Source organism: Streptomyces sp. TM32, assembly GCF_004122755.1.
Taxonomy (GTDB): domain Bacteria; phylum Actinomycetota; class Actinomycetes; order Streptomycetales; family Streptomycetaceae; genus Streptomyces; species Streptomyces sioyaensis.
Window position 1 is genome coordinate 1 of the sequence record NZ_SDIG01000200.1, and the last position, 10491, is coordinate 10491.

11 protein-coding genes are annotated in these 10491 nt (G+C 74.0%); 5 read left to right on the top strand and 6 right to left on the bottom strand.

The features are described 5' to 3' along the window. Together EST92_RS28300 and EST92_RS28305 are read left to right on the top strand one after the other, a co-directional pair. On the top strand, window positions 1-788 hold a 788-nt coding region (locus tag EST92_RS28300), incomplete at its 5' end, for a pseudouridine synthase (RefSeq protein ID WP_129283572.1). Between the two features lie 126 nt (window positions 789-914). Beyond that, a complete protein-coding gene (locus tag EST92_RS28305) occupies window positions 915-1598 on the top strand; it encodes an HAD family hydrolase (protein ID WP_129283573.1) in 684 nt (227 codons plus the stop codon). An 81-nt stretch (window positions 1599-1679) separates the two neighbouring features. Here the strand turns inward: EST92_RS28305 and EST92_RS28310 are convergent, their stop codons facing one another. After that, window positions 1680-3296 carry an ABC-F family ATP-binding cassette domain-containing protein gene (locus EST92_RS28310; RefSeq protein WP_129283574.1) on the bottom strand — a complete coding sequence of 539 codons (1617 nt, stop codon included), beginning with the start codon at window positions 3294-3296 and terminating at the stop codon, window positions 1680-1682. Between the two features lie 353 nt (window positions 3297-3649). Between EST92_RS28310 and EST92_RS28315 the strand changes: the two genes are divergently transcribed. The 3 genes from EST92_RS28315 (at window position 3650) to EST92_RS28325 (ending at window position 6209) form a co-directional block, all read left to right on the top strand. Beyond that, window positions 3650-4051, top strand: coding sequence for a (2Fe-2S) ferredoxin domain-containing protein (locus EST92_RS28315; RefSeq protein WP_174244159.1), 402 nt, complete (start codon window positions 3650-3652; stop codon window positions 4049-4051). Window positions 4052-4248: 197 nt separating this feature from the next. After that, window positions 4249-5049: a response regulator transcription factor gene (locus tag EST92_RS28320; protein WP_129283575.1), complete on the top strand. Its 801-nt coding sequence runs from the start codon at window positions 4249-4251 to the stop codon at window positions 5047-5049. Then, window positions 5046-6209: a HAMP domain-containing sensor histidine kinase gene (locus EST92_RS28325; protein ID WP_129283576.1), complete on the top strand. Its 1164-nt coding sequence runs from the start codon at window positions 5046-5048 to the stop codon at window positions 6207-6209. The genes EST92_RS28320 and EST92_RS28325 overlap by 4 nt, the downstream gene beginning before the upstream one ends. A gap of 104 nt (window positions 6210-6313) precedes the next feature. On the opposite strand, the gene EST92_RS28330 is transcribed toward EST92_RS28325, so the two are convergent. The 5 genes from EST92_RS28330 to EST92_RS31420 form a co-directional block, all read right to left on the bottom strand. Then, window positions 6314-7630: an MFS transporter gene (locus EST92_RS28330; protein WP_129283577.1), complete on the bottom strand. Its 1317-nt coding sequence runs from the start codon at window positions 7628-7630 to the stop codon at window positions 6314-6316. Further along, window positions 7627-7803, bottom strand: coding sequence for a hypothetical protein (locus tag EST92_RS28335; protein ID WP_216849134.1), 177 nt, complete (start codon window positions 7801-7803; stop codon window positions 7627-7629). The genes EST92_RS28330 and EST92_RS28335 overlap by 4 nt, the downstream gene beginning before the upstream one ends. Before the next feature lie 100 nt (window positions 7804-7903). Further along, window positions 7904-8689 carry a cytochrome b/b6 domain-containing protein gene (locus EST92_RS28340; RefSeq protein WP_254069072.1) on the bottom strand — a complete coding sequence of 262 codons (786 nt, stop codon included), beginning with the start codon at window positions 8687-8689 and terminating at the stop codon, window positions 7904-7906. Further along, entirely contained in the window at window positions 8673-9425 is a 753-nt protein-coding gene (locus tag EST92_RS28345) for a molybdopterin-dependent oxidoreductase (protein ID WP_129283578.1), read from the bottom strand. Before EST92_RS28345 ends, EST92_RS28340 begins: the two co-directional genes overlap by 17 nt. Before the next feature lie 52 nt (window positions 9426-9477). Then, window positions 9478-10443 carry a hypothetical protein gene (locus EST92_RS31420; protein WP_254069074.1) on the bottom strand — a complete coding sequence of 322 codons (966 nt, stop codon included), beginning with the start codon at window positions 10441-10443 and terminating at the stop codon, window positions 9478-9480. Window positions 10444-10491 lie beyond the last annotated feature (48 nt).

Genomic DNA, 10491 nt, shown 5'->3' on the forward strand with positions numbered 1-10491 from the left:
TCGCGATGCTGGAGGCGGGGCGGTTCGTCGGGGCGGACGGGGTGCTCAGTGGCGGCGAACCGTATGTGCCGGGACGGTACGTGTGGTTCCACCGGGACTTCGCGCCGGAGGTGCCGGTGCCGTTCGAGGTGGGGATCGTCCACCGGGACGACCGGATCGTGATCGCCGACAAGCCGCACTTTCTCGCCACGACCCCGCGCGGGCGGCACATCACCGAGACCGCGCTGGCCCGGCTGCGGCGCGCGCTCGGGCTGCCCGCGCTGCAGCCCGCGCACCGGCTCGACCGGCTGACGGCGGGGCTGGCGCTGTTCGTCGTACGGCCCGAGGACCGGGGCGCGTACCAGAATCTGTTCAGCGGGCGACGGGTGCGCAAGGAGTACGAGGCGGTGGCGCCGTACGACGGGCGGGTGGCGCTGCCGATGACGGTGCGCAGCCGGATCGTGAAGGAGCGCGGGGTGATCGCCGCGCGCGAGGAGGCCGGTGCGGCCAATGCGGAGACCCGGATCGAGCTGGTCGAGCGGCGCGGTGGGCTCGGGCGCTACCGGCTGCTGCCGGCGACCGGCCGTACGCATCAGCTGCGGGTCCATATGAACGGCCTCGGGCTGCCGATCCGGCACGATCCGGTCTATCCGGTCGTCCGGGACCCGGCCCCCGACGACTTCACCGCGCCGCTCCAACTGCTCGCCAGGGTGCTGGAGTTCACCGATCCGGTCGACGGGCGGTCCCGGCGGTTCGAGAGCCGGCTGCGGCTGGCGGAGTGGGACGGCGGCGCGCTGCCGCGAGAGTGAGGACCTCTGGCGCGGCGCCGTTCCGCAGATTCCACGGCCCGTCCGCGCCGTATTTCCGGTGCGGCAGGAGCCGGTGCGTGCGTAGGGTGCGCGGATCGGTGACGTGGGAGAAGGGCGTGCTGCCGGATGTTGATCTTCGATGCGGATGACACGTTGTGGGAGAACAACGTGATCTACGAGCGGGTGATCGAGGAGTTCTTGGAGTGGATGACCCCGATCGCCACTCCCGGACTCGACCGGGCCGGGGTCCGGGGCGTTCTCGACGGGATCGAGGCGGCGAACGCGGCGACCCTCGGCTACGGCAGCAAGGTCTTCCTGCACAGCCTCGGGCAGTGTGTGGCACAGCTGCGGGGGCGGGCCGCGACGGCCGAGGAGTCGGCGCGGATCTCCGGGTGGGCGGCGGCCTTCGCCGGGGAACGGGTGGAGCTGATGCCCGGGGTGGCCGAGACCCTGGCCGAGCTGGCCCGGCGGCATGAACTGCTGTTGCTGACCAAGGGCGACACCGAGGAGCAGCGGCGGAAGGTCACCGCGTCCGGGCTGACCCGGCACTTCCGGGACGTGCACATCGTGGCGGAGAAGAACACCGCGACGTACGAGGAGCTGACCCGCGCCTACGACCTGGTGCCGTCCTCGGCCTGGATGATCGGGAACTCCCCCAAGTCGGACATCCTGCCGGCCCGTGCCGCCGGCCTCAATGCGGTGTTCATCCCCCATCAGCACACCTGGGTGCTGGAGCACGGCGACCTCGACCCGGCCGATGAGAAGGTGCTGCGGCTGTCGGCGTTCGGTGAGTTGCTGCGGCATTTCTGAAGGGGGAGAGGGACGGATCGGTGGGCGGATCGGTGTGGGGGCGGAGGGCCGAAGTCCGCCCCCCCACACCGGTTCGGGCGCCTACAACGGTGCCGTGCCGGTCAGTTCGCCGTCCTCAAGGGCCAGCCATCGCGTGATGCCGATCTCCCGCAGGAACGTCAGATCGTGGCTGACCACGACCAGGGCGCCCTCGTAGGACTCCAGGGCCGTGACGAGCCGGCGGACCGACGCGATGTCGAGGTTGTTCGTCGGCTCGTCGAGCAGCAGGAGCTGCGGGGCCGGTTCGGCCAGCATCAGCGCGGCGAGCGAGGCACGGAAACGTTCGCCGCCGGAGAGCGTGCCGGCCGGCTGGTCGGCGCGGGCCCCCTTGAACAGGAAGCGGGCAAGCCGGGCCCGGATGTGGTTGTGGGTGGCGTCCGGGGCGAAGCGGGCGACGTTCTCGGCGACGGTGAGCGCCTCGTCGAGGACATCAAGGCGCTGCGGCAGGAAGCGGTAGGGGACATGGGCCCGGACCGTGCCGCCGGCCGGCGGGATCTCGCCGGCGACGGTGCGCAGCAGGGTGGTCTTGCCGGAGCCGTTGCGGCCGGTCAGGGCGATCCGTTCGGGGCCGCGTACCTCCAGGTCGGCGGGTGCGCCGTAGGGGGTGTGCAGGGCGTCGAGGCTGAGCACGGTGCGGCCCGGGGGCACGGCGGTGTGCGGCAGGTCGATGCGGATCTCGTCGTCGTCCCGGACCGCTTCGGCCGCCTCGTCGAGGCGCTCCCTGGCCTCCTTGAGGCGTTCGGTGTGCATGATGCGGTGTTTGCCGGCGGACACCTGGGCCTCCCTCTTGCGCTCGTTCATGACGATCTTCGGCTCGCGCTTGTTGGCGTTCATCTTGTTGCCGTAGCGGACCCGGCGGGCCAACTTGACGTGGGCGTCGGCAAGTTCGCGCTTCTGACGCTGGACATCGGCCTCGGCGACGCGCAGCATCCGCTCGGCCGCCTCCTGTTCGACGGCCAGGGCCTGTTCGTAGGCCTGGAAGTTGCCGCCGTACCAGTGGACCTCGCCGTCGCGGAGGTCGGCGATCCGGTCGACCAGCTGGAGGAGTTCGCGGTCGTGGCTGATCACGACGAGCACCTTGGACCAGCCGGTGACCGCGGCGTACAGGCGCTCCCGGGCCGCCCGGTCGAGGTTGTTGGTGGGCTCGTCGAGCAGCAGCACGTCCGGCCGGCGCAGCAGCAGGGCGGCCAGCCGCAGCAGGACGCACTCGCCGCCGGACACCTCGCCGATGGTGCGGTCGAGGTCGATGCCGGGCAGCCCGAGCTGGTCGAGGGTGGCGCGGGCGCGCTCCTCGACGTCCCAGTCGTCGCCGAGGGTGGTGAAGTGCTCCTCGCGTGCGTCGCCGCCCTCGATGGCGTGCAGGGCGGCGCGGGCCCCGGCGATGCCGAGGACCTCGTCGACCCGCAGCTGGGTGTCGAGCGGGGCGTGCTGCGGGAGGTAGCCGATCTCGCCGGCCACCTTGATACTGCCCGCGGTCGGGGTCAGCTCGCCCGCGATCAGCTTCAACAGGGTTGATTTTCCTGCCCCGTTGAGGCCGATCAGGCCCGTACGGCCGGGGCCGATGGCCAGCGGGAAGTTCTCCAGGACGGTGCTGCCGTCGGGCCAGGCGAAGTCGAGGCCGGTGCAGACGATGGAGGCGGAGGCGGGGTGCATGGACATACGGGTCTCCTGGGCGCGGGTGGAAGGGCGGGGACTGCGCGGGGAGACACCGGGCCGGGAACGCGGGGGTGCGCCGGGGTACGCGGTTGCGGTACGCCGAGGTCACGGACAGGCTGCGCCGGGCACGATCCGCCGCTCCGGAATGCCGGGAGCACAGGACGGATCCGCCCCTTACGGGCGCGGTGTCTCAGGACCTCAGACGAGCAACGGCCTTCTCCGATCGGCGGCAATGGAACGGGGATGACGGTACGGGGGCACGGATCAAAACGCAAACGCATTTTCCGTTGCGTTTGTGCGCTCGGCGACCGGATCCCCGTCCCGTGCGCCGGAGCTGCCCCCGTAGCATGAACCGAATGATCAATAAGCGTGCCGGCCGGGCGGCCACTGCGGCCCCGTGCCGGGTCACCGTGTGCCGCGGCTGCTGCTGCGGCGATGCGGCCAAGATTCCGGGCGTCGACCACGCCGGACAGATACCCCGGTTGCGCGCAGCGCTGGACGGCGCGGCGCCCGTGCGGGCCTCGGAGTGCCTGGACGTCTGCGACCAGGCGAATGTGGTCGTGGTCCAGCCGTCGGCCGCGGGGCGGGCGGCCGGCGGGCGGCCCGTCTGGCTGGGGCTGGTCAACGACGACGACGCACTGGCGGACATCGCCGCCTGGATCCGCGCCGGCGGCCCCGGCCTCGCGGAGCCGCCGGGTGTCCTCGATCTGTACGCGATCACGGTGTCGCGGCGGGTACGGGAGGGGCTGGAGGGCTGATCCGCCGGGCCGCCGCGGCCCGCCCGGTGGCGGGCACGGGAACACCGTCACCGGGTACCGGAGTCTTACGTCGGGGTTACCGGAGCCTTGCGCCGCCGGTTACCGGAGTCTTACGGATACGGACCCGGTCGCCCGCCGCCGCGGGTGCTGGTGTTGGCTGGCACCATGACCTGCCTCCCGGGAACGGCACGCTGACCGTGCACCCCGCCACGCCGCCCTCCGCGCCACCGCCCGTCCCCGCACCCGGGCCGCCGCGTCGTGTCCTGGTCGTCGAGGACGATCCGACCGTCGCCGAGGTCGTCACCGGCTATCTCTCCCGCGCCGGCTACGCCACCGCGCACGCCGCCGACGGCTTCGCCGCCCTCGACCGGGCCGCGGACCTCCGCCCGCATCTGGTCGTGCTCGATCTGATGCTGCCGGGCCTCGACGGCCTGGAGGTGTGCCGCCGGCTGCGCCGGTCCGCCGACGGCCCCCCGGTGCCGGTGGTGATGCTCACCGCGCGCGGCGAGGAGGCGGACCGCATCGCGGGCCTGGAGCTGGGCGCGGACGACTATGTGACCAAGCCGTTCAGCCCGCGGGAACTGGTGCTGCGGATCGGCTCGGTGCTGCGCCGTGCGGAGTCCGCGCCGCCGGCCGCGTCGGCGGCCTCCGTACTGCGGGCCGGGGACCTCAGCGCCGACCCCGCCGGCCGGCGGGCCACCCGCGCGGGGCGGGAACTCTCCCTGACCGCCCGCGAATTCGATCTGCTGGTCTTCCTGATGCGCCACCCCGGGCAGGTCTTCTCGCGGGACGAGCTGCTGCACCGGGTCTGGGGCTGGGAGTTCGGTGATCTGTCCACGGTGACCGTGCATGTGCGGCGGTTGCGCGAGAAGATCGAGGCGGATCCGGCCGCGCCCCGACTGGTGACGACGGTCTGGGGCGCCGGCTACCGCTTCGACCCCTTGCCGAGCGAGCCGCCACCGGACGGCCCGCTGCCGGAAGGCGGTCTGCCGTCATGACGGACTTCCTGCTCATCGTGGCGCTGGCGGCGCTCGGTGCGGCGCTGGCGGGACTGCTCGCCGCGCCCGCGGTACGGGTGTTGCGGCGGCGTTCGGTCGCGCTGTCGCTGTTCGCGGTGGCGGCGCTGGCGGTGGCCGCGATGGCGGCGGGCACGGTGGCGGTCGCCCAGGCGATGTTCCTGTCCGGGCACGACCTGGGCGTGGTGATGGCCGTGGTGGCCGTCTCCGGAGTGGTGTCGCTGGCGGCCGCGCTGCTCTTCGGGCGGCGGATCGCGGCGGGCAGCGAGGAGCTGGCGCGCTCGGCCCGTACGGTCGGCAGCGAGGGCGGCTTCGTGGCGCCGGCCGAGTCACCGACGGCCGAACTGGCCGCACTGTCAAGGGCGTTGGAGGAGACCAGCGGGCGGCTCGCGGAGGCACGGGAGCGCGAGCGGGCACTCGATGCCTCGCGGCGGGAGCTGATCGCCGGGATCTCCCACGATCTGCGCACCCCGCTCGCCGGGCTGCGGGCGATGGCCGAGGCGCTGGAGGACGGGGTCGCCGAGGACACCGCGCGCTACCACGCACGGATGCGGGTCGAGGTGGACCGACTGGCCGCGATGGTCGACGACCTCTTCGAACTCGCCCGGATCCAGGCCGGTGCGCTGGCTCTGACGCTGTCCCGGGTGTCGGTCTACGACCTGGTGGACGAGGCGCTCGCGGGCGCCGGGCCGCTGGCGCGGGCGAGCGGGGTGCGGCTGGTGGCCGGCGGGGTGGTGCCGCTGCCGGTGCGGGTGGACGCCCAGCAGATCACCCGCGTCCTGGGCAATCTGCTGGTCAACGCGATCCGTGCGACCCCGGCCGACGGTACTGTCGCGGTCAGCGCACGGCAGGAGCAGGGCCGGGTGGTGCTGGCGGTGGAGGACGGCTGCGGGGGCATCCCGCCGGAGGATCTGGGGCGGGTCTTCGACACCGGCTGGCGCGGCGGTGCGGCGCGCACGCCCCGGGCGGACGGCGAGAGCGGCGCCGGGCTGGGGCTGGCGATCGTGCGCGGCATCGTGGAGGCGCATGAGGGCCGGACGACGGTGCGCAATGCCGGAGCGGGCTGCCGCTTCGAGGTCGAACTGCCCACCGTGGGGCCGCCGCCGGCCACGGACGCACCGGCGCTGCAACCGGCCGGGTGACGCGGCGCCCGCGCCGCCACCCGGCCTCGGGCCCCCGGCCGCATCGGCCGCATCGGTCTCAAGTCCCCGGCCTCGCGGACTGCCGGCCTCGCGGGCTGCCGGCCTCAGGCCCCCGGCAGTGGCCTCACGCCGTCCCGCCCCGCCGGCTCCGGGCCGCGCGCACCGGGCCCCGGCCGGTCGTCCTCCGCGGGGCGTACCGGCAGGTCGCGCATGCGCCCGATCGGTGAGAAGACCAGGATCAGCGCGGCCAGCGGCACACCGGCCGTCATGATCCACATGGCCGGGCGGACACCGAGGGCCGAGCCGAGCGCCCCGCCGAGCAGCGCCCCCAGGGGCAGCGTGCCGTAGTTGAGGAAGGCGCTGCCGGCGATCAACCGGCCGAGCAGAGCAGGCGGGCAGTACCGCTGCTGGAAGCCCACCTTGAGGACGTTGCCGGCCACCACCCCCGCGCTGACGCCGAAGCTGCCCGCGACGTAGAGCAGTGCCCCGGCGCCGTGGACGGCGAGCGGCATGAGCAACGCGGCGCTGGACAGCCCGAGTTCGGACAGCAGCAGGGCGCGGGCGGTGCCGAACCGGCCGGCGGCGCGGCGCGCCAGGAAGGCCCCCACGACACCCCCCGACGCGCCCAGCGCCAGCAGCCCGCCGACCGAGCCGGGCGCCAGGCCGACCTCGCGGACCAGGAAGACGGCCGCGATCGACTGATAGCCCATGAGCGCGAGGTTGGAGACGGCGCCGAAGAGCGTCAGCGTACGGAACCACACATCGCCGGCGACCAGCCGCAGCCCCTCGGCGAGCTCCGCGGTCAGGGTCCGCAGCCCGCGGACACGGGCTGCCGGGCGCGCCTCACGGTGCCGGATGCCCCGCAGACACAGCAGCGCGATCAGGAAGGTGCCGGCGTTGACGGACAACGCGTTGACGGAACCGGCGAGTTGGGCGAGGAGGCCGCCCGCACCCTGCCCGGCGAGCTGCGCCGCCGAGGCGCTGCCGTGCAGCTTGGCGTTGCCCTCGGCCCGGTCGGCCGGGGCCAGCAGCGTGGGCAGGTAGGCGCTGTAGGCGGTCTGGAAGACCACCGCCGCCGCACCGGCCAGCAGTGCCACGGCGATCAGCAGACCGAGCGGGAGCCCCCCGGACCGGGCGAGGAGCGGGACGGCGGCGAACAGCACCAGCGACAGACCGGCGGCGCCCAGCATCAGGGGACGTCGCCGCAGCCGGTCCACCCATACGCCGACCGGCAGACCGATGAGCAGCCACGGCAGCCAGCCGCAGGCGCCGAGCAGTCCGACCGCGAAGGGGGACGCGTGCAGGGTGGACAGCGCCACCAGCGGCATCGCCACATTGGTGACGGCCGCCCCGAACTTGCCCGCGGTCTCCCCGCACCACAGCAGCCGGAAGTCCCGGTGCCGGCGCAGCAGTCCGCTCATCGCTCGCCCCGTTCCTTGCGCGGGAAGGACTGCAGCTGGACGAGGACCGGCTGCCCGTCCGTCTCCCCGGCACCGGACGCGCACCGCGCCGCCGCCCGGTGCCGGTCGACGACCTCGGCCAACTCGGCGTTCAGCGCCGCCAGTTGTTCGGGGCTGAGCCGCAGGTCGGTCATGGACGTCAGCGTAGGACCGCAGAGAGTCCTCTGCAGAGGATTCTCTGCGAAGGACCGGGAGGAAGTTGACACCCCGGCAGGTCATCCGGGCAAGGGCGGGTCAGGCCCGCGGCCCGCGCCACTTCCCGTCGTGCTCTCTGTCGTGCTCCCCGTCGCGCTCCCCGCCCGACGTCCCGTCGTGCTGCCCGTCCCGTTCCCCCTCCCCCCTCTCGTCCCGCTCCCCGTCCCCATGACGCCACAGCGGGTGCTCGCGCCGGGCCCACTGCGTATCGACGGAGCCGGTGCGCATCCCCCGGCGGGACTCGGGATCGCCGTACGCCTTGCCGACATGGCCGGCGATCACGAGGATCACGGCGAGTGCGAGCCAGTCGTGGACGAACGTGGCGCCGGTGCGCCAGACCAGGGGCACGGGCGTCCCCGCCCGGACGAGGCCGAGCGCCTGCGGGAGGGTGGACCACATCAGCAGGCCGGTGCCGAGCATCACCAGCACGGCGCCGGCGATCCAGGCGGCATAGAGCTTCTGGCCGGCGTTGAACTTTCCGGCCTGGCGGCCCCCGCGGCGGCGCAGGGCGGCCGTCAGCCACCGACGGTCATGCGGGCCGTAGCGGTTGAGCAGGGTGAGGTCGGCGCGCAGGGCCCGGGAGAAGAGGCCCAGCAGCACGGGCACCGGCAGCAGGATGCCGGACCACTCGTGGACGGTGACCATCAGGGCGCGACGGCCGACGAGTTCGGCGAGGAAGGGGAGGTAGAGACAGCCCGCGGTGAGCACGCAGACGGCCATCAGGGCGGCGGTGGCTTGATGGACCCGGTGTTCGGCGGGGGTGAAGCGCCGTACCCGGGGGCGGGCCGCGGCGGCCGCGGACGGACCGTCAGGTCGTGGGGGCATCGTCGCGTCCGTTCGACCGGCCGACCCAGGCATCGACGTCATATCCGAGGTTCTCCCAGTATCCGGGCGCGACATGGTCGGTGACGGTGATTCCGGAGAGCCACTTCGCCGACTTGTAGAAGTACATGGGCGCGACATAGAGGCGGACCGGGCCGCCGTGTGCATGGGCCAGCGGGGTGTCCTGCATCCGCAGGGCGACCAGGACGTCGTCCCGGCGGGCCTGGGCGAGGGTGAGGGATTCGCTGTAGGAGCCGTCGAAGCAGGTGAAGCGGACGGCCTTGGCCTCGGGGCGGACGCCGGCGGCGTCGAGGAGCGCCGAGAGGCGGACGCCCTCGAAGGGGGTGCCGGGCACCCGCCAGCCGGTGACGCACTGGACGTCCCGCACGAGCCGGGTCTGCGGCATCCGGCGCAGGTCGTCGAGGCGGTAGCTGGTGCGGTGGTGGACCAGGCCGTCGACCGTGAGGCGGTAGGTGCGGGCGTCCTTGGGCGGTACGGAGCCGGTCACCGAGTAGTAGCGGAAACCGCCGCCGGCCGGGAGCAGACCCGACAGCCCGGTGGGGTCCTTCTGGGCGGCGGCGCCGAGCGTCTCGTCGTAGGCGCGCTGGAGGAAGGGGGCCGCGGCGACGCCGGCGGCACCGGCGGCGAGCATGCCGAGCAGCACGCGGCGGCCCACGGGGGCGCCGCGCCCGTCCTCGCCGCCGCCCGCCGCGCGGGCCGGATTCGCTTCCTTGGTCATTCCTCGATTCGAACACCCCGCGACCGCCGGGGCCAGTGTCCGGGCCCCGACGTCAGACTTTCGTCATCGGCGTCGGAGTCATCGGCGCCGCGGGGTCAGCGGGCGGCGGCGTCCCGGCGCGGCGCAGGGCGGTGGCGCGGGCGGCCCGGAACGCGCCCTCGGCGTCGCGGCCCGCGTACGACCAGGGGGCGCGGGTGGGGTGCGGGCCGATGCGCTGGAAGAGCGCGGCGGCCTCGGCCATCCGTCCCTCGTGGAACAGGGCGTGCGCGAGGAAGTTGAGATCGATGGTGCGGCGCGGATGGTCCTCGCCCTCCCACTCCAGCCACCAGTCGAAGGCGGCCTGTAGGACCTGATGGGCGTGCCGGGTGGACCAGTGACCGGAGTCCGCGGGGTCGGACGGTGCCAGGCCCGCGGCGGCCAGCGCGCGGTAGCGCTCGGCGTGCGCCACGACGGGCAGCAGGGCGAGCGGGGAGTCGGCGGGGGCACGTTCCGCGGCCCGGGCGGCGAAGTCATGGGCCGGGTGCCGGGGGCCGTCGCCGCCGTCCGGCTGCCGTTCGGCCAGCGCGGCCGTCATCAGGTGGTGTGCGTGGTGGTGGTCGCGGTGCCGGGCGCGGATCTGCCGGAAGGCGTGCTCCTGTCCGTCCGGGGTGCCGCAGCGGCGGGCGAGGATCAGCGCACCGAGCCAGGGGGTGGGGTCGTCGGGCAGCATCCCGGCGGCGGTGGCGCACGCCCGGGCGGCGGCCGTGGTGCTGCTCGCGCCGCGCAGCGCGAGCCGGACGGTGGCGAGCGCCAGGAGGGTGGCGGCGTCACCGCTGTCCGGTTCGGCGAGCAGCCAGTCGGCAGCCCAGGCGGCGCTGCCGGGAGAGGTGGCCAGGACGGTTAATCGGTGACCGCGCAGATCCCAGTCGGCGCCGGTGCCGGTGAGCAGGGTGCGCACCCGAGCCCACTGGCCGAGCGCCAGCGCGTCGGCGGTGACCGCCAGTTCGGCATCGCCGAGGGCCGGGGTGAGGGCCCTCAGGTCCGGGCAGGGGGTGGGCACGAGGGACGACGGAGGGGACGGTGGGGA

What these genes read in the sequence shown, in the direction of transcription:
- EST92_RS28325 (WP_129283576.1), top strand. Translation starts at nt 5,046, where the DNA reads ATGACGGACTTCCTGCTCATCGTGGCGCTGGCGGCGCTCGGTGCGGCG.
- EST92_RS28345 (WP_129283578.1), bottom strand. Translation starts at nt 9,425, where the DNA reads ATGACCAAGGAAGCGAATCCGGCCCGCGCGGCGGGCGGCGGCGAGGAC.
- EST92_RS28330 (WP_129283577.1), bottom strand. Translation starts at nt 7,630, where the DNA reads ATGAGCGGACTGCTGCGCCGGCACCGGGACTTCCGGCTGCTGTGGTGC.
- EST92_RS28305 (WP_129283573.1), top strand. Translation starts at nt 915, where the DNA reads ATGTTGATCTTCGATGCGGATGACACGTTGTGGGAGAACAACGTGATC.
- EST92_RS28335 (WP_216849134.1), bottom strand. Translation starts at nt 7,803, where the DNA reads ATGACCGACCTGCGGCTCAGCCCCGAACAACTGGCGGCGCTGAACGCC.
- EST92_RS28340 (WP_254069072.1), bottom strand. Translation starts at nt 8,689, where the DNA reads ATGCCCCCACGACCTGACGGTCCGTCCGCGGCCGCCGCGGCCCGCCCC.
- EST92_RS28315 (WP_174244159.1), top strand. Translation starts at nt 3,650, where the DNA reads ATGATCAATAAGCGTGCCGGCCGGGCGGCCACTGCGGCCCCGTGCCGG.
- EST92_RS28310 (WP_129283574.1), bottom strand. Translation starts at nt 3,296, where the DNA reads ATGTCCATGCACCCCGCCTCCGCCTCCATCGTCTGCACCGGCCTCGAC.